We start from the raw sequence: 17,650 nt of genomic DNA, 5'->3' as shown, positions 1-17,650 counted from the left end.
TGTGTACTGTCTGCGGCTCGCCGCCTTGTCCTGATTTAAATTTAATCCACTATACGTTGCAGCAGGCAAGTATCGCTATAAAACCTGGCTGCGAGCTGCTGCCAGCAAAGCCTCGCCTTCATTTGGAAAAAATAGAGGCTACCTGAAAGTTTCAGGTAGCCTCTGCCCGCCAAACCACTCCGTACCCCCCACCTAAAAAAAACAGAGCCACCATTTCCGGCAGCCCTGTTGAGTTTGCGTTTGCTATTTCCCTTTGCGCTGTAGTTGCCGCTGCAATTTGTGCGCAAGCATAAACGCGATGTCGGCAGACTGGGAGGAGAGCACGGTGAAGTGGCCCATCTTGCGCTTCGGGCGGGCATCTTTTTTGCCGTAGAGGTGCAGGCACACGTCTGGGCGCTGCAGGAGCGGCAGCCAGTTTACTTTGCCTGCGGGCAGCCAAATATCGCCCAAAAGATTGGCCATGCTACAGCAGGAGAGCAAGCGGGTATCGGCGGGAGGCAGGCCGCACATGAGGCGCACTTGCTGCTCGAATTGGTTGCTGGCGCAGGCATCCAGGGTGTAGTGGCCGGAATTGTGCGGGCGCGGGGCGATTTCGTTCACAATCAATTTGTGGTCGTTGCCGATTACAAAGATTTCCACCGCCAGCACGCCGACATAATTCATGGCTTCGGCCAGCCGGCAGGCCATTTCCTGCGCCTGCTTCTGCACTTCGTCCGGCAGGCGGGCGGGCACGATGGAGTAGGCCAGGATACCGTCTTCGTGGCGGTTTTCGGCGGGCGGGAAGCATTTCACCTGCTGGCTGTTGAGCCGGCACACGATCACGGAAATTTCGGAATGCAGGTTGAGCATTTTTTCCAGCACGCAAGGCACACCGCCAAGCTGTCTGAATGCAGCACGGGCTTCGTCCGGGCTGGACACGCGCACCTGGCCTTTGCCGTCGTAGCCGAGCATGGCGGTTTTGACGATGCCGGGTAGGAGCGGCTCAACGGCTGCGTCGGTGAGGTCGGCTTCTTGGTTAACGGGCAGGTAGGGCGCGGTTTGGAGGCCGGCCTTGGCTATCCAGGCTTTTTCCTGAATACGGTTTTGGGCAATTTCCACGCTGTCGCCGCTGGGGCACACGCGGGTTTCCAATGCCAAGGCGCGCATGGCCTGGGCATTGACGTTTTCAAATTCGGTGGTAACGGCGGCGCAAGTGGAAAGGTCGGCCAATGCGCCGAGGTCGTCATACGGGGCGCAGATGTGTTTGTCGGCCAGTGCCGCGGCGGGAGAATTGGGATCGGGATCGAGCACGGTTACGCTGTAGCCCATTTGTTTGGCGGCCACGGTAAACATCCGGCCCAACTGGCCTCCGCCCAAAATGCCCAGCATGGCGGGCGGTAAAATCGGCGTTGTTTTTGCTTTGGTCATGTTCCACTTTCTGCACCCTACGGGGCGCGCTGTCGGCCGGGCTGAAGCAAACGCCAGCCTCTGTTTGCTTATCGTTCCGGCGGCGGCTGGCGGTTTGTTTACTTACAGCAAACACATCTCTTTAATGTAGTGTATTGTACTCAAATCTAGGCACCAAGCCTAGTGCAGACAGACTACACAGCAGGCAATTCATTGATTTGTATGCCTTTCCTCAAATAGGCTACCTGAAAATATATAAACTGCTTAACCATTGGTTTAGCTTCGCAGAAGCTCGTCTGCTTTCGGCAAACTCATTTTAGCTTCGCAGAAACTCGTCCGCCTTCGGCAACCTCGTTTTCAGGTAGCCTTCCGTTCCATCCCGCCCTTTTCCGTTATAATCGGGTCATCTTTTAATCCACCCAAACAACGGACACGCACCATGCAAACTGCCCTTTCGCAAATCCCGCTTCACGGCTTCACCATTGCCAATAACCGCCCCTTCGTTTTGTTCGGCGGCATGAACGTGCTGGAAAGCCGCGATTTGGCTATGGAAATTGCCGAAACCTATGTGGAAATCTGCCGCAAGCTGGATATTCCCTATGTGTTCAAAGCCAGTTTCGATAAGGCCAACCGCTCCAGCCTGCATTCTTTCCGCGGACCGGGTTTGGAAAAGGGTTTGCAATGGCTGGCCGATATTAAATCGGCCTACGGCGTGCCGGTGATTACCGATATCCACGAGCCCTACCAAGCCGCACCGGTGGCGGAAGTGGCCGATATTTTGCAGCTGCCGGCCTTTTTAAGCCGCCAAACCGATTTGGTGCACGCCATGGCGCGCACCGGCGCGATTATCAACGTGAAAAAGGCGCAATTCCTCGCTCCGCACGAAATGCGCCACATCATCAATAAATGCCTGGAGGCGGGCAACGATAAAATCATCTTGTGCGAGCGCGGCTCTATCTTCGGCTACAACAACTTGGTGGTGGACATGCTCGGCTTCGACACCATGAAACAGATGAACGTGCCGGTGTTTTTCGACGTGACCCACAGCCTGCAGCAGCCCGGCGCACGCAGCGATTCGGCCGGCGGGCGGCGTGAGCAGATTGTTACTCTGGCACGCGCCGGTATGGCGGTGGGGCTGGCCGGGCTGTTTTTGGAAGCCCACCCCGATCCCGAGCAGGCCAAGTGCGACGGCCCCTGCGCCCTACGCTTAAGCCAACTCGAGCCTTTCTTGAGCCAGCTCAAGCAGATTGATAATCTGGTGAAAGGTTTTGCCGAGCTGGATACGCATTAACCCCCCTGATAAGGAGTGTCATCATGACTACACAACCCGATCCCACCTACCCCGTGCCCACTGCCAACACGCCCACGCCCGAGCAACGCAACTATATGTATGTGATTTACGGCCTGTATGCATTGGGTGTAATCAGCTTTGCCATGCCCACCATCATCGGCGCCATCTTGGCCTATGTGAAGCGTGACGATATGTGCGGCACGATTTATTTTGACCACATCCAATTCCTGCTGCGCACTTTTTGGGGCAGCCTAATCGGCTTTGCGGTGGGCTTCCTGCTGGTCATTACCTTTATCGGCGCGATTCTCGGTGTGCCGCTGCTGGTGGTGGTTTGCTTCTGGTATCTCTTCCGCGTAGTGGTCGGTATCGTGCGTTTAATCGACAATCAACCCGTTACGCCGGACGGCTGGCTGATGTAAATAAAGGCTACCTGAAAATAGCGTTTTCTGTTTTCAGGTAGCCTCTCCCCATCTCTCAAGGAAACCCCATGCAAACTTGGCACGAAGCCATCGGCGCGGAAAAACAGCAGCCCTATTTCCAACACATTATCCACAGCGTGCACAACGAGCGCGAAGCCGGGCAGATTGTGTACCCACCCGCCGCCGACGTGTTCAACGCCTTCCGTGCCACCGAATTCGGCCGGGTGCGCGTGGTCATCCTCGGGCAAGACCCGTACCACGGCGCCAACCAAGCGCACGGGCTGGCCTTTTCCGTGCGCGAAGGCGTGGCCGTGCCGCCATCCTTGGTGAATATTTACAAAGAGTTGGCGCAAGATATCCCCGGCTTTCAAATCCCCAAACACGGCTACCTGCAAAGCTGGGCAGAACAAGGCGTGCTGCTGCTCAACACCGTGCTCACCGTGCGCGCCGGCCAGGCGCATTCCCACGCCGCGCTGGGCTGGGAAACCTTCACCGACCACGTGATTGCCGTGCTCAACGAAGGGCGCGAGCACTTGGTATTCATGCTGTGGGGCAGCCACGCACAGAAAAAAGGCACCATTATCAACCGTGCCCGCCATCTGGTGCTCACCGCGCCGCACCCCTCGCCACTCTCCGCCCACCGCGGCTTCTTCGGCTGCCGTCATTTCTCGCAGGCCAATACCTATTTGCAACAGCACGGCCTGCCGCAGATTGATTGGCAAATTTGAGCCACTAATACCCCATGAATTTCCCCGCCCACTGGTTCCCCCTTCCTTGGCTGCTGGCCGCCGATGTGCTGTGCCTGCTGCTGTTTGTCGCTGCCCTGCGCCCGGCCTTGATAGCATGGCGCACACACCGCCAAGCAGCGTGGGTTGGGCTGTTGATTATGGCGCTGTGCTGGAGCCTGCGCGCCGCACCGGCCGGCGGGATGCTGGGCGGGTTGAGCTACCATCTGCTGGGTATCGGCTTGCTGTCCTTGATGATAGGCATCCCGGCAGCGTTCTGCCTGGCCGTTTTGCTGCTGTTGCCCTATATCTGGCTGTGGCAGGGCGTGGGCGATTTAAGCGTGGCAGGGCTAACGGTTTTGGCCGGTATCGTGCCGCCGCTGGCCGGCGTGGCACTGGCACGGCAAATCGTGCAACGGCTGCCGCGCAATCTGTTTATCTACATCTTCCTCAACGGCTTTTTTGCCGCTGCCGCCGGCATATTGCTCAGCGCGGCGACCAACAGAGTGTTGCTGTATCTGACCGGGGTATTCCCCACCTCCATCTTGCTGGATTCCGTACTGCCGGTGTTCTTCCTGATTGCCTGGGGTGAAGCCTTTCTCACCGGCCTGCTTTGCGCCATTTTCATCGCCCTCAAGCCGCATTTAATCTCCACCTTCTCCGATGCCGACTATCTGCGCCAAAATGCGCGGCAAATCTGGAAATAGGCCGCTGCAAAGGCTACCTGAAAACCAGTTTTTCAGGCACAATACGGCCTGTTCGGCATCTTGCATTGCCGGCCTTTTATTTTAATTTTGTTGAAGTCCATGTTTTCAGGTAGCCTCTGGCCGGGTTTCCCGGCAGCCGCCTACTCTTGAAACACTTTTCGTGGCATTTTATCGTGCCGGTTTGCGCACAACTCAAGCGTATCACCGGCCTGCTTTAACTTCGTTACCGCCTATATCTTCAGGTAGCCTTCAGCCTTTGCCGGCTAGATTTATCCAAACCGCCACCAAAGCCTATCCCCATTCCCCGCAGCCGCCCACCGCGCAGCTGCCACACGGAGCAAATATGAACAACCCCTTTACCAATCTCGGCCTTAGCGCCGAAATCACCGCCGCACTGGCCGACCAGGGTTATGAGCAGCCCACCGCCATCCAAACCGCCGCCATCCCCAAAGTATTGGCCGGCCACGATCTGCTGGCCGCTGCCCAAACCGGTACCGGCAAAACCGCTGCCTTCATGCTGCCCAGCCTGGAGCGCCTGCGCCGCTACACCACCACCAGCACCTCGCCCGCCATGCATCCGGTGCGCATGCTGGTGCTCACCCCCACCCGCGAGCTGGCCGACCAAATCGACCAAAATACCGCCGCCTACATCAAAAACCTGCCGCTGCGCCACACCGTGCTGTTCGGCGGCATGAATATGGACAAACAAACTGCCGACCTGCGCGCCGGCTGCGAGATCGTGGTGGCCACCGTAGGCCGCCTGCTGGATCACGTGCAACAGAAAAACATCCGGCTGGATAAAGTGGAAATCGTGGTGCTCGACGAAGCCGACCGCATGCTCGACATGGGCTTTATCGACGACATCCGCCGCATCATGCAGCTGCTGCCCAAACAGCGCCAAACCCTGCTGTTTTCCGCCACCTTCTCACCCCCCATCCGCAAGCTGGCGCAGGATTTTATGAATCGGCCCGAGCAGGTGCAGACCGCGCCGCAGAATACGGCCAGCGCCAGCGTCGAGCAGCACATCATCGCCATCGACACCGCCCAGAAGCGCAACCTGCTGGAGCGGCTGATTGTGGATTTGCACATCAATCAAGTGATCGTGTTCTGCAAAACCAAGCAGAGCGTCGATCAGGTAGCCCGTGACCTGAAACGGCGCGGCCTCAGCGTAGCGCCGATTCACGGCGACAAATCGCAGCAAACCCGCTTGGAAACGCTCAACGCCTTCAAAGCCGGCGAGCTGCGCGTGCTGGTGGCCACCGACGTGGCCGCACGCGGGTTGGACATCGCCGAGCTGCCCTTCGTGATCAACTACGAAATGCCCACCCAGGCCGAAGATTATGTGCACCGCATCGGCCGCACCGGCCGCGCCGGCGCCGAGGGTGTGGCCATCTCACTGATGGACGAAGACGAGCAGAAAATGTTTGAAGCCATTAAAGAACTCATCGGCAAAGAATTGCCGGTGGAGCGGATTGAAGGCTTCGAACCGCGCTGGTGGCAACATCAACAGGAAGGCAGCCGCCCTGCCGCCGAGCACTCCTCACGCGATACACGTGAACCGCGTGAAGCACGCAACGGCCGCCGTGGCCGTAATGCAGACAGCCGCAGTAAAGCCTCTGCACGCAGCGGCAGCTCCGAAAGCCCCGCACAAGAATGCGGTCGCATCCCAGGCCGACGCCACCGCAGCCGCCGCCACCGCCCGGTTTGCGCATTGGTACTGCCGAACTATGGCGCCGACAGCTGAACATTTTGCCTACCCTCAGCGCATGCGCCTGCCTTAGCGTGACAGAGCAGCACAATCCGCTCTCTGTACACTCGCAACAAAAGTGACGGAATTTGTCAGTATGCTGGCTCACCCAGGGCATACTTTGTAGGCTACCTGAAAAATAAACGGTCACCGGCTTTCAGGTAGCCTCAAACCTTTACAAAGCGCATGATCTGAGCGCAGCTCAAAGCAAGCAGAGACGAAATGTGCGGGTAATATTTCAATCTTTTCCAAGCGTTCGAGAAGCGTGGCGTGCAGAAACGTACCTACAATAGGCTTGTAAAGGTTTCGGCCTTTTTCAGGTAGCCTCAAGCTGCATATTCAGTAATGATATTTTTCAGGTAGCCCCTATTCTCCTGCCGCAACAAACTATTATGGATATTCAAGACCAAAGTAACGAAAGCCTTGCCCTGCCGCCGCACTCCATGGAAGCCGAGCAGTCGGTATTGGGCGGGCTGATGGTGGATTCCTCCGCCTGGGACCGCATTGCCGGCACCATCTCGGAAGAAGACTTCTACCGCTACGAACACCGCCTGATTTTCCGCGCCATCGCCCACCTGGCCGAACGCAATCGCCCGGCCGACACCATTACCGTGGAAGAGGTATTGCAGCGCGAAGAGGTGCTGGAAGAGGCCGGCGGTTTCGGCTATCTGGTGGATTTGGCACAAAATACTGCCTCTGCCATCAACATCTCCCGCTACGCCGAAATCGTGCGCAGCCGCTCCATCATGCGCCAGCTCGCACAAGCTGGCACAGAGATTGCTAGGAATGCTTACAATCCTCAAGGTAGGGACGTCAAACAAATGTTGGACGAGGCGGAAGCCAAAATCTTTAAAATTGCCGAAAGCACCAGCAGAGTGCAACACGAATTCTTAGAGATGCCTGCCATGCTGAAAGAAGCCGTCGCCAAAATCGACAAGGCTTACTCAAGGGAAAATAAAGACGATGTAACCGGCATTCCGACCGGATTCATCGATCTGGATAAAAAAATAGCCGGTTTGCACGGTGGTGATCTCATCATCGTTGCTGGAAGGCCGGCAATGGGGAAAACCGCTTTTTCATTGAATATCGCGGAAAACGTCGCTATCAGTACGCACCTGCCCGTTGCCATCTTCTCGATGGAGATGGGCGGGGTGCAGCTGGTAATGCGTATGCTCGGTTCAGTTGGGAGGCTGGATCAGGGCTTACTCAAAACCGGTCAATTGCAAGACGAACATTGGGCTAGGCTCAATGACGCTCTACACAAACTGTCAGACGCCCCCATCTTTATCGACGAAACCCCTGCCTTAAATTCACTGGAAGTCCGCGCCCGCGTGCGCCGCTTAGCCAGAAGAAAAGGTAAATTGGGGCTAGTGGTTATCGACTACTTACAGCTGATGAGCGGCACCGGCCACAACAGCAATAACCGTGCGGCGGAATTGGGGGAAATCTCCCGTTCGCTCAAATCGCTAGCCAGAGAGTTGGATATTCCGATTATCGCCCTCTCACAATTGTCGCGTACTGTTGAATCCCGCACCGACAAACGCCCCATGATGTCCGACCTGCGTGAATCCGGTGCCATCGAGCAGGATGCCGACTTGATTATGTTCATGTATCGTGATGAATACTATCACCCCGATACTGACAAAAAAGGCATGGCTGAATGTATCATCGGCAAACACCGTAACGGCCCCACCGGTAAAATCCCGCTGGTGTTTACCGGCGAATTCAGCAAATTTGACAATGCAGTACATACTGGGCATACTTACTTTACTGAAGAATAAGAACAATCTTACTCAATCCACCTTTTTTTGTGCCCCATTTCCCATTTTAAAGTGATGGCCATGAAGACACGACAACATACACAGGGCTTTACCCTAATAGAACTGCTCATTACCCTAACCCTGATCGGAATTATGGCTACAATTGCCATGCCAAGCATGAGTAACTTTATCGCTACACAAAAGTTAGGTAATCGAATCAGCCAAATTACAACTATTTTCCGATTTGCCAGAACTGAGGCCGTACGCAGAAACAGTCCTGTTATCATCTGTGGCGGCATTAAACTTAAATCTGATGCCAAGCCCAATAATGGCTGCGATAAAGGAGGTAACTCCTTATTGGCGTTCATTGACAAAAATGGCAATAATGACTATGAAAGCGGTATTGTAAGTCCTAGCAATGACATGGACTTACGTTCGGTATTGATTAGTAATGAGTCAATAACAATTAGCAGTCTTGATATTGCACTTAGCAACCCAACTACCGATAAAACCCGCTTTATTTATATGCCAAATGGCACTTTTGGTGTTGGTCAGTCTAATGGCCAATACACATACTCTTCTAATTACATCAGAATAGCAGCTAGTGATGGAAAGCACGTCCGCATGGCTTTAATTACACCAAGTGGGCGAGTGATAACCTGCAACGGAAATATGACTCCTTCTGAATTCAATTCATTAACTGCAAGTAGCTATGCAACCTATTGTGCTTTATCTTAAAGCTTGAAGGAATAACCAGCATGTCTAATCATAAATTCATATTAAAGCCAGCACATCTTAATCAAGGTAGTACTCTATTAGAAGTACTCATTTCTGTATTTATTATGGCATTTGGCATTATGGCTCTTATGCTTGCACAATTAAAATCTGTGGGTAACGTCCGTGAAGCAGAAATGCAAACTCGTGTTGCTCAGGCCGTACAGAACCTATCTGCTGGTATGTTAAGCAACCCTGATGTAATCAATAATATTGGCACTCACTCAGCTGCCACAACCAAATTCACCTACACCGACTATAATAAATCAACACAAAATATTACTCCTACATCATCTGCCGTCGATATTACCGTATGTGGTAATGCAACCGGCATAAAGCGTAAGGCTCTCATCGCCTGCCAACTAAATGCATTTACTGCAGAACTGCAAAATGCATTACCCAATGCGACCGGCATTTCATATGCAATTACTAGTACCTCTGGTGATACGCCCACTACTACAATCGAGGTAAAATGGACAGAAAGTAATGGGGATACTCAAAATTCCGATGACTTTAACTATAGCTATAGTGCGGTTGTAGGAGACTAAATTATTATGAAATATCATCTATGCCGCTCTCCAAAGAGCAAACCACATATTCCAAATTTTCAGGCAAAACCACATGGATTTACTTTGATTGAATTCATGGTTGCTAGCTCGTTGGCATTGGTTGTTTTACTTGCCATTGGTATTACATATGGTATTACCAGTAGAATGCGTACAAACTCTGAAAGCCGTCTAGCTGCACAGCAAGACCTGCGCAATGCCTCAGAGTTAATTCTCCGCGACGCCCAAATGGCCGGCTCCTTTGGTTGTTTTAATATGGGGAATTTAGTACAAAAACAGATGCCTACATCACCTCATTCTACTGATGGCTTTCAATCCAATACTGCAAACTTTAAACTGGTTCTAGATGATCCAGCTTACAGTGGAATTAGTATAATGAATGCCAACACGGCTAAAAATACATTTAATATTTCTGGGTTCGTACCAAGTAATTCCTCTTCAGCACTAATTTTCGTATACGGGCAAAATCTTACTCCTGTCACAGAAGTAACTAATCCTACAGCAAAAGATGCTCCTAAAGAGTTAAGAGATGTTGCTAATGCTGGTGGCCCTATCGCTTTATCTTCTTGTGGCCGCATGTATATTGGTAATGGCAATACCCTTACTAATAACGGGAATGACCTAGTCATTGGCTCCAGTTTCGGTGGAGGATCAATTATTTCTCACTTTAGTGGTCCTGACGTTTTTTATCTCCCACAAACCACTCTATCCCAAGTCTATGGAGTTGCCTACGTTATTGGTCGAATTCCTAATGTTAACACCACAGCTGATGCTTTATATCGATTTACCCTGACACCAAGTGGTTCATGGGGGAACCCTCAATTGATGGTTTCTAACATCCAAGGAATGGATATCCATCAATTATATGCAGGCTGCAACAATACCAATACTTCTGTAACTTTCTCCAGCAACCGTACAACATTAGGAAATGCACCTGATGTAACTCGTATTTCTATGTTGCCAACCATTCTTGAAATGCGCTTGCAGCTTAATAATAACGCAGATACATATGGTACCGTTAACCAATATTTAATTAGAGCTAATGTTCGCGGAGGAAACGTATGCGCCAATCAATCGTAACTCAAAAACAACAAGGTTATACTCTATTCATCGTACTAATTATGATGTTGGTTATTGCACTAATTGTTGTTGCCAGCATGCAATCAACCAATACGGAAATGCGCATCAGCTCAAATGACGCGGATAGGAAATACGCCTTCTCTCTCGCTGAACAAGCACTACGGAATGGTGAACAACGTATTGTAGCTGAGCAAAATAAAGCGTTTACTGCTGTAGCCAATAGTGACTCTTGCAAAGATGGCATTTGTGGTGGTAAAGCATCTGATTCTATGCCTGTTTGGAAAAGAAGTGATTCCGTAGATCTAAATGAAGCAAACAAAGGTAGACACTGCTTAAAAAATCAATCGTCCAACACTAATAATGCTTGCTATATGGTAGAACGCTTGGGCGAAATTGCTGACCAAAACTATAAAAATGTTTTCCGTGTCACAGCCCGTGCATGGGGGGCCAACAATAATACAGTGGTCACTTTGCAGTCTTACGTTGAATATTCTGGCAAATGACAGGAATGTCCAATGAAAAAGAAAACTAGAGGCTTCACACTTGTAGAAATGATGGTTGTTATAGCCATAATCAGCATACTGGCCGCCATTGCTATGCCAGCTTATCAGTCTCATATTGAGAAAACACATTTAGCTGCCGCTAAAAACCATTTATTAGATATAGTTGCCCAAATGAGGCAGAATAAGCTACGTAACAATGGTAGCTATTCAACTGCAGGGCTCACTACCTTGGTTAATGGTAAGAATAGTGATTCAAAACGTAAGTATAATTTTGTATCAGCTCTAACAAACAGTGCAGATATCAACACCTACTACGTATACCTTCAGCCTAGGCAAAATGGCTATACTAAATCACTATATATTACTGCTGCGGGCACTATCTACGAGTGTAAAACTGTAAGTGAGGCACAAAGTAAATCACCTTCTTGTATGATGATTAACAAATAGGTTTTATTTTATATAACTAAGCCGGCTACTTGATACCAAGTAGCCGGCTTCTTATTCTTATCTATCGTAACTGTGCCCCAACAGTTTCAGCAGCAGCAATCAACCTCTGCACGATCTCTTCAACCGTATCATCTGTCAAAGTGCTTTCAGCGTCCTGCAAAATCACTTTTACTGCCATGCTTTTCATGTTTTCAGGTAGCCCTACTCCGCGATACACATCAAATAGCGTCACTGCCTGAATCAATGAACTCTTCACTGCCAAAAGTGCTTTCAAGAGGTTATCATACGACACCGCCTCCGGCATCACAAACGCCAAATCCCTGCGCACCGGCTGGAATTTCGATACTGCCTGATAGCGCGTTTTTTCGCGTTCCAACACGGCAGCCATATCGATTTCAAATACCAGCGGCGCCTGCGGCAAGTCGTATTTTTGCAGCCATTTCGGATGCAATTCGCCAACAAAGCCGATGACTTGGCCGTCTGAAGCAATATTGGCGGCGCGGCCGGGATGCAGGGCGGGATGTTCGGTTTTGACGAACTCAACTGCTTTGTTTTTCAACAGATTTTCTACATCTGCCTTGATGTCGTAAAAATCCGCGTTGCGCGTTTTCTCGCCCCATTGTTCGGGCATCGCCGCGCCGTACCACAGGCCGCCGATGCGTTCGTTTTGCACAAACAGGCCGTCTGAACCTTTGCTGAACACGCGGGCGATTTCAAACACACGCACGCGGTTTTGTTTGCGGTTCAAATTGTTTTGCAGAATTTCCACCAAGCCGCCGATGAGCGTGGAACGCATCACGGCATACTGCGCCGCCAGCGGGTTTTGCAGGCGGATGGGATTGGCGTTGGCGGCAAAATCGTGTTCCCACTGCTCGTCAACGAAGGCATAGCTGACCACTTCGCGGTAGCCGCGTGCCGCCATTTCGTTATAAACGGCAAAACGCGGACGGCGGGTTTCGGGCAGTTCCAACATTTTCAGACGACCTGACGTGTAATCGTCGGGGATATTTTCATAGCCGTAAACGCGGCCGATTTCTTCAATCAAATCGGCTTCGATTTCGATGTCGAAACGGAAACTCGGTGCGGTAACGCGGAAGCCTTCCGCCGTTTTTTCAGGTTGCAAGCCCAAGTGCTGCAAAATGGTTTCCACCTGTTCGGCAGGAATGTCCACGCCCAACACGGTTTTCAGACGACCCAAACGCAATTCAACCTGCTTCGCTTCAGGCAATTCGCCCAACGCTTCCACCATTTTGCCCGCCGCACCGCCGCAGATTTGCAAAACCAATTCGGTAGCGCGTTCGATGGCATCAGCCTGCAAACGGTAATCCACACCGCGCTCAAAGCGGAACGACGAATCTGATCCAAAACCGTATTGGCGCGATTTGCCGGCAATGATTTCAGGCGCAAACCAAGCCGCTTCCAGCACGATATTTTGTGTGTCGTCTGAAACCGCGCTTGCCGCACCGCCCATCAGGCCTGCCAAACTCAACGCGCTTTTTTCATCGGCTACCACCAATGTGTTTTCAGACAAAGAGACGGTTTTCTCATTCAGGCATTCCAGCGTTTCACCTTCACGCGCGCGGCGAATGTGCAGGCTGCCTGAAAGTTTGTCGGCATCGAAAACATGCATCGGCTGACCAATTTCCAGCATCACATAATTGCCAATGTCCACCAGCGCGGAAAGGCTGCGGATACCGCTGCGTTCCAAACGCTGCTTCATCCAATCCGGCGTAGCGGCGCGCGCGTTCACGTTTTCAATCACGCGGCTGATAAAGCGGCCGCAATCGGCAGGCGCATCAATCTGCACGGGCTGTTTGCGGCTGCCCGTGATGGGCGCGGCATGGATTGCAGGCTGCTTGAACGCGCAACCTGTCAGCGCGGACACTTCACGCGCAATGCCTTTGATGCTCAGGCAGTCGGCACGGTTCGGTGTGATTTTCAGGGTGAACACCGTATCGTCCAAATCCAGATATTCGCGGATGTTTGCGCCGACGGGAGCGTCTTGCGGCAGAATGTGCAAGCCGTTCACGCCGTCGTCGGGCAGACCGAGTTCGTCGGTAGAACACAACATCCCGTTCGACACCACACCGCGCATCTTGGTCGGCTTGATTTTGAAATTGCCCGGCAACGCCGCACCCGGCAGCGAACACGGCACTTTGATGCCCACTTTCACATTCGGCGCACCGCACACAATCTGCACCAACTCCCCCGTACCCGCATCAACTTGGGTAACGTTCAAACGATCGGCATCAGGATGTTTTTCAACGGATTTCACTTCGGCAATCACCACACCTGTAAACGCAGGCGCGGCAGTCTCGGCTTCTTCCACTTCCAAGCCGGACATGGTTAACAAATGTTCCAGCTTATCGGCGGAAAGTTCGGTATCGGCTTGGGTTTTCAGCCATGAGTAGGAGAATTGCATGTTATGTTCTCAATCAATTAATTAACTTTTTTTATCAGATTTTGATTTCAGACGACCTGTTTGCTTGGTGGGGTGCAGGCTGCTTTCTAACTTTGTTGGGGCTATTGCTTTCAGGTAGCCTTATTTAGATTTCTGCGGTGTAGGCTGCTTTTCCATGTTCAGGCAGCCTGCATAATCATTTCGCAAACTGTTTTAAAAAGTTCAAATCGTTATCAAAAAACAGTCGCAGATCGTTCACGTTGTAACGCAACATAGCAAAACGGTCGAGACCGATGCCGAAGGCGAAACCGGTGTATTTTTCGGGGTCGATATTCACGTTTTTCAACACGTTGGGATGCACCATGCCGCAGCCGCCGACTTCCAGCCATTTGCCGTTTTCGCCCATGATGTCGATTTCGGCGGACGGTTCGGTGAACGGGAAGAAAGACGGGCGGAAACGTACTTGCAAATCATCGCGTTCGAAAAAGCGGCGGATAAAGTCGGTAAACACGGCTTTCAAATCGGCGAAGGTTACGCCCTCTTCTACCCACAGGCCTTCAGCTTGGTGGAACATGGGCGAGTGCGTAGCATCGCTGTCGACGCGATAAACGCGACCAGGGGCGATAATGCGGATGGGCGGCTCTTTTTTGTCGAGCATATAGCGGATTTGAATCGGGGAAGTGTGCGTACGCAAAACATCGCCGTTTTCAACGTAGAACGTATCCTGCATGGCGCGGGCCGGGTGGTTTGCAGGAATGTTCAGGGCTTGGAAGTTGTGGAAATCGTCTTCGATTTCTGGGCCGTCTGCCACTTCAAAGCCCATGCCGTGAAAGAGTTCGACTACGCGCTGCAAGGTCAGGGTTACGGGATGCAGACCGCCATTTTCCTGCACACGTCCGGGCAGGGTAATATCGAGTGCTTCGGCGGCAAGCTGGGCTTGGAGCTTGGCTTCGGCCAACTCAGTGCGTTTGGCATCGTAGGCGGCTTGGAAACGTTGCTTGCATTCGTTGATGAACGCGCCGACGGTTTTTTTCTCTTCGGGCGGCAGGCTGCCGAGCTGTTTGAGCAGGGCGTTGAGTTCGCCGGTTTTGCCGAGATACTGGGCTTTGACAAGTTCGAGGGCTTGCTGGTCGGCGGTGTTTTGGATGGCGGCAATGCCTGCGGCGGCAATTTGTTCTGCGTTTTGCATGTTTTATTGTGAAATGATGGTGAGAATGAGATGGCACACCTACAGGCTACCTGAAAAATCTGGCAGTAGAACCCAAGGTGGGAAAGGCCGCATTTTAGCCGAAAATGGGCTGTTTTTATAGCAGACCGGCAAAGCGGGCGGCGGATAAAAAGCTAGGCTTTGCCCTGCATATTGTAGTGTTCGATTTTGAAACCGCCGTTACGGTAGGCAGCAAAGCGGCGGCGGGCGGCGGCAAGCTGGGTTTCACTGCGGCCAACGATTTCCAGCACACGTTCCGGCGTATTCGGAGCATCGCTCCACAAGTCTGCCGATAAATTCAACACCACCAGGCTGCTGTCCGCTGCAGGCAGAGTTTCACCCTCGGCCAGCAGTATCGGCGGTTCTGTCGGGCAAGGGTTTTCTTCGGGCAGCCAAATTTCGTGCGGCAGAAAGCTTTCGGCCTCGAATGACCACAGTTGGCGACTGAGGGTTGCCAACTGTTCCGCACCACTGCTCCAAACCAGTACGCGGCAGCCGGCTTCAACTGCACGCTTGGCCAATCGGCAGGCAAAGATTTCTAAGTCGGCAACGTGGGTGTAGAACGTAACGGTGGGCATGAGGCTACCTGAAAAATGATTGAGGAGAGTGGACTGGCAAAACTGGTTTATCTGCGCTCTGCCCTACGACGAAAGCTACCTGAAAATAGCTTTACGGAGCGTTTAGATTTTCAGGTAGCCTGTTCATTGCTAGCGAAGACTTGTGGCACTTAAGGAGTGTTGCCTTGCGGCAAAGGCCACCTGAATTGGACGATTAGGCTAGCGACTACCTGAAGTGATGTTTTGGTGCAGCCAAAGCTGAGTTTCTGTGAGACTAAAACGACTTTTCAGATATCTCGAACTTTCAGGTAGCCTGTTGGCACTCAGTGTTGGTCTAGCCAGCGTTCGGCATCGAGAGCGGCTTGGCAGCCGGAGGCCGCGCTGGTGATGGCTTGGCGGTAGGTATGGTCTTTCACGTCGCCGGCCGCCCAAATGCCTTCGATGTTGGTTGCGCCGACGTTGTCGCCGCTGCCGCCTTTGGTTTTCAGGTAGCCTGCGTCGTCCATATCGAGCTGGCCTTTGAAGATGTCGGTGTTGGGTTTGTGGCCGATGGCGATGAATACGCCTTTGACGGCGATGTCTTCGCTGCGGCCGTCGTTGAATTTCAGCCGCGCACCGGTTACGCCGCTGTCGTCGCCCAATATTTCTTCCAATACGGCTTCGGTTTTCAGGATAATTTTGCCCTCTTCCACGCGGCGCATCAGTTTGTCCACCATGATTTTTTCGGCACGGAAGCTGTCGCGGCGGTGTATCAGGGTAACGGTGTTGGCGATATTGGCCAGGTAAAGCGCTTCTTCCACGGCGGTGTTGCCGCCGCCGACTACGGCTACGTCTTGTTTTTTGTAGAAAAAGCCGTCGCAGGTGGCGCAGGCGGACACGCCGCGTCCGGCGAAGGTTCCTTCGCTCGGCAGGCCGAGGTATTTGGCCGATGCGCCGGTGGCGACGATGAGTGCGTCGCAGGTATATTCGCCTGCATCACCAATGAGTTTGAACGGGCGTTGCTGCAATTGCGCGGTGTGGATGTGGTCGAAAACGATTTCTGTGCCAAAGCGTTCGGCGTGGGCGAGGAAGCGCGCCATCAGTTCGGGGCCCTGCACGCCGTCGGCATCGGCAGGCCAGTTGTCCACTTCCGTGGTGGTCATAAGTTGGCCGCCTTGTTCCAAACCGGTGATGATGACGGGACTGAGGTTAGCGCGGGCGGCATAAACGGCGGCGGTGTAACCTGCGGGGCCGGAGCCGAGGATGATGAGCTTGTGGTGCTTAGGCATAGTCTTCTCCAAATAAAATGGCGTTTATTGTACCCGCTTTCGTACATAAAAACACCGCCGGCAATGGCAGGCGGTGTATAAGCATTTCGTACTTATTAGGGGTTGGCCGCAGCTGGTTTGTTGGCAGCCGGACGGGCGGCGGCAGGTTTGCTGGCAGACGGTTTAGCTGCGGGAGTAGCTGGTTTGGCGGCAGCTGGTTGCGGTTGTTGCTGTTGAGTAGCAGGGCGAGCAGCCGGAGCACGGGCAGCCTGACCATTACCGACGGTAATTTCTGAAGAAATCTTCTGATAAATGCCGTTACCGATACCACGCACGTTTTTAATGTCTTCAGGAGATTTAAACGGGCCGTTGGCGGTACGATATTCCACGATTGCAGCAGCTTTAGCCGGACCGATACCGTTCAAGGTTTGCAACTCTTGTGCAGTGGCAGTATTGATATTAACTTGTGCTAATGCCCAAGAAAAACTCAGCAAGCTAACAATGACGAATAAAAACTTCTTCATAATTTTAACTCCTTGAAGTCTAGTAAAAAAGGTATTACTGATCACAACTATAAATTAGCACCATCCATAGCGCAACCAGTTTTACCCTTAAATAACAAATAATTGCATTTTGCACACTTACTTATATAAAGTTACCGAGTCACCCATCTAATCTTCCTGCATAACCTTTTAATAATAAATGAAATTAAATAGAAATCTGTATTCTATTCAAAAGTCAAATATACCCATACATCCCAATAGACAGATTAAATAATTCTCATCCAAGGTTCCTTTCCCCACATCCTTTTTGATCTTAGCACTGTAATCTAG

The 17,650-nt window shown here is 52.1% G+C and carries 17 protein-coding genes; 11 read left to right on the top strand and 6 right to left on the bottom strand.

Translation table 11 applies throughout. The features are described 5' to 3' along the window. Nucleotides 1-243: 243 nt before the first annotated feature. Nucleotides 244-1,407 (bottom strand): 5-(carboxyamino)imidazole ribonucleotide synthase, encoded by a 1,164-nt coding sequence (locus ACO6EE_RS07750; protein ID WP_485960407.1) that lies wholly within the window; start codon nt 1,405-1,407, stop codon nt 244-246. A gap of 418 nt (nt 1,408-1,825) precedes the next feature. On the opposite strand from ACO6EE_RS07750, the gene kdsA reads away from it, so the two are divergent. From kdsA to ACO6EE_RS07695, 11 genes are all read left to right on the top strand, one after another. Continuing rightward, complete coding sequence (gene kdsA, locus ACO6EE_RS07745; protein WP_485960406.1) at nt 1,826-2,677, top strand: 3-deoxy-8-phosphooctulonate synthase; 852 nt, start codon at nt 1,826-1,828, stop codon at nt 2,675-2,677. Between the two features lie 23 nt (nt 2,678-2,700). Then, nucleotides 2,701-3,096, top strand: a complete 396-nt coding sequence (locus ACO6EE_RS07740; RefSeq protein WP_485960405.1) for a DUF4870 family protein — start codon at nt 2,701-2,703, stop codon at nt 3,094-3,096. Nucleotides 3,097-3,164: 68 nt separating this feature from the next. Beyond that, on the top strand, nt 3,165-3,824 hold the full coding sequence (gene ung, locus ACO6EE_RS07735; RefSeq protein WP_485960403.1) for a uracil-DNA glycosylase: 660 nt from the start codon (nt 3,165-3,167) through the stop codon (nt 3,822-3,824). A 14-nt stretch (nt 3,825-3,838) separates the two neighbouring features. Next, nucleotides 3,839-4,528 (top strand): energy-coupling factor ABC transporter permease, encoded by a 690-nt coding sequence (locus tag ACO6EE_RS07730; protein ID WP_485960401.1) that lies wholly within the window; start codon nt 3,839-3,841, stop codon nt 4,526-4,528. Nucleotides 4,529-4,871: 343 nt separating this feature from the next. Then, complete coding sequence (locus ACO6EE_RS07725) at nt 4,872-6,272, top strand: DEAD/DEAH box helicase (protein ID WP_485960399.1); 1,401 nt, start codon at nt 4,872-4,874, stop codon at nt 6,270-6,272. A gap of 395 nt (nt 6,273-6,667) precedes the next feature. Continuing rightward, nucleotides 6,668-8,056, top strand: a complete 1,389-nt coding sequence (gene dnaB, locus ACO6EE_RS07720) for a replicative DNA helicase (RefSeq protein WP_023887936.1) — start codon at nt 6,668-6,670, stop codon at nt 8,054-8,056. A gap of 60 nt (nt 8,057-8,116) precedes the next feature. Then, entirely contained in the window at nt 8,117-8,773 is a 657-nt protein-coding gene (locus tag ACO6EE_RS07715) for a GspH/FimT family pseudopilin (RefSeq protein ID WP_485960396.1), read from the top strand. Nucleotides 8,774-8,793: 20 nt separating this feature from the next. Continuing rightward, nucleotides 8,794-9,357, top strand: coding sequence for a type IV pilus modification protein PilV (pilV, locus tag ACO6EE_RS07710; RefSeq protein ID WP_485960395.1), 564 nt, complete (start codon nt 8,794-8,796; stop codon nt 9,355-9,357). A gap of 6 nt (nt 9,358-9,363) precedes the next feature. After that, complete coding sequence (locus tag ACO6EE_RS07705) at nt 9,364-10,455, top strand: PilW family protein (protein ID WP_485960393.1); 1,092 nt, start codon at nt 9,364-9,366, stop codon at nt 10,453-10,455. Next, entirely contained in the window at nt 10,437-10,958 is a 522-nt protein-coding gene (locus tag ACO6EE_RS07700; RefSeq protein ID WP_485960392.1) for a pilus assembly PilX family protein, read from the top strand. The genes ACO6EE_RS07705 and ACO6EE_RS07700 overlap by 19 nt, the downstream gene beginning before the upstream one ends. Nucleotides 10,959-10,970: 12 nt before the next feature. Beyond that, entirely contained in the window at nt 10,971-11,405 is a 435-nt protein-coding gene (locus ACO6EE_RS07695; protein ID WP_485960391.1) for a type IV pilin protein, read from the top strand. Nucleotides 11,406-11,466: 61 nt separating this feature from the next. Here the strand turns inward: ACO6EE_RS07695 and pheT are convergent, their stop codons facing one another. The 5 genes from pheT to ACO6EE_RS07670 all read right to left on the bottom strand — a co-directional run bounded on the left by pheT (nt 11,467) and on the right by ACO6EE_RS07670 (nt 17,386). Further along, the gene (gene pheT, locus ACO6EE_RS07690; RefSeq protein WP_485960389.1) at nt 11,467-13,827 is read right to left on the bottom strand and encodes a phenylalanine--tRNA ligase subunit beta; all 2,361 of its coding nucleotides are present in this window, start codon (nt 13,825-13,827) and stop codon (nt 11,467-11,469) included. Between the two features lie 175 nt (nt 13,828-14,002). Beyond that, the gene (gene pheS, locus ACO6EE_RS07685) at nt 14,003-14,995 is read right to left on the bottom strand and encodes a phenylalanine--tRNA ligase subunit alpha (protein WP_485960387.1); all 993 of its coding nucleotides are present in this window, start codon (nt 14,993-14,995) and stop codon (nt 14,003-14,005) included. A 152-nt stretch (nt 14,996-15,147) separates the two neighbouring features. After that, a complete protein-coding gene (locus tag ACO6EE_RS07680) occupies nt 15,148-15,591 on the bottom strand; it encodes a DNA polymerase III subunit chi (RefSeq protein WP_485960385.1) in 444 nt (147 codons plus the stop codon). A 302-nt stretch (nt 15,592-15,893) separates the two neighbouring features. Next, nucleotides 15,894-16,838 (bottom strand): thioredoxin-disulfide reductase, encoded by a 945-nt coding sequence (trxB, locus tag ACO6EE_RS07675; RefSeq protein ID WP_485960383.1) that lies wholly within the window; start codon nt 16,836-16,838, stop codon nt 15,894-15,896. Between the two features lie 95 nt (nt 16,839-16,933). Next, nucleotides 16,934-17,386: a ComEA family DNA-binding protein gene (locus ACO6EE_RS07670; protein ID WP_485960381.1), complete on the bottom strand. Its 453-nt coding sequence runs from the start codon at nt 17,384-17,386 to the stop codon at nt 16,934-16,936. Nucleotides 17,387-17,650: the final 264 nt, after the last annotated feature.

The organism is Eikenella sp. (assembly GCF_057315495.1).
This window is presented reverse-complemented; position numbering and strand designations above follow the sequence as displayed.

Coding starts and splice junctions, on each gene's coding strand:
- ACO6EE_RS07750 (WP_485960407.1), bottom strand. CDS start 1,407: ATGACCAAAGCAAAAACAACGCCGATTTTACCGCCCGCCATGCTGGGC.
- kdsA (WP_485960406.1), top strand. CDS start 1,826: ATGCAAACTGCCCTTTCGCAAATCCCGCTTCACGGCTTCACCATTGCC.
- ACO6EE_RS07740 (WP_485960405.1), top strand. CDS start 2,701: ATGACTACACAACCCGATCCCACCTACCCCGTGCCCACTGCCAACACG.
- ung (WP_485960403.1), top strand. CDS start 3,165: ATGCAAACTTGGCACGAAGCCATCGGCGCGGAAAAACAGCAGCCCTAT.
- ACO6EE_RS07730 (WP_485960401.1), top strand. CDS start 3,839: ATGAATTTCCCCGCCCACTGGTTCCCCCTTCCTTGGCTGCTGGCCGCC.
- ACO6EE_RS07725 (WP_485960399.1), top strand. CDS start 4,872: ATGAACAACCCCTTTACCAATCTCGGCCTTAGCGCCGAAATCACCGCC.
- dnaB (WP_023887936.1), top strand. CDS start 6,668: ATGGATATTCAAGACCAAAGTAACGAAAGCCTTGCCCTGCCGCCGCAC.
- ACO6EE_RS07715 (WP_485960396.1), top strand. CDS start 8,117: ATGAAGACACGACAACATACACAGGGCTTTACCCTAATAGAACTGCTC.
- pilV (WP_485960395.1), top strand. CDS start 8,794: ATGTCTAATCATAAATTCATATTAAAGCCAGCACATCTTAATCAAGGT.
- ACO6EE_RS07705 (WP_485960393.1), top strand. CDS start 9,364: ATGAAATATCATCTATGCCGCTCTCCAAAGAGCAAACCACATATTCCA.
- ACO6EE_RS07700 (WP_485960392.1), top strand. CDS start 10,437: ATGCGCCAATCAATCGTAACTCAAAAACAACAAGGTTATACTCTATTC.
- ACO6EE_RS07695 (WP_485960391.1), top strand. CDS start 10,971: ATGAAAAAGAAAACTAGAGGCTTCACACTTGTAGAAATGATGGTTGTT.
- pheT (WP_485960389.1), bottom strand. CDS start 13,827: ATGCAATTCTCCTACTCATGGCTGAAAACCCAAGCCGATACCGAACTT.
- pheS (WP_485960387.1), bottom strand. CDS start 14,995: ATGCAAAACGCAGAACAAATTGCCGCCGCAGGCATTGCCGCCATCCAA.
- ACO6EE_RS07680 (WP_485960385.1), bottom strand. CDS start 15,591: ATGCCCACCGTTACGTTCTACACCCACGTTGCCGACTTAGAAATCTTT.
- trxB (WP_485960383.1), bottom strand. CDS start 16,838: ATGCCTAAGCACCACAAGCTCATCATCCTCGGCTCCGGCCCCGCAGGT.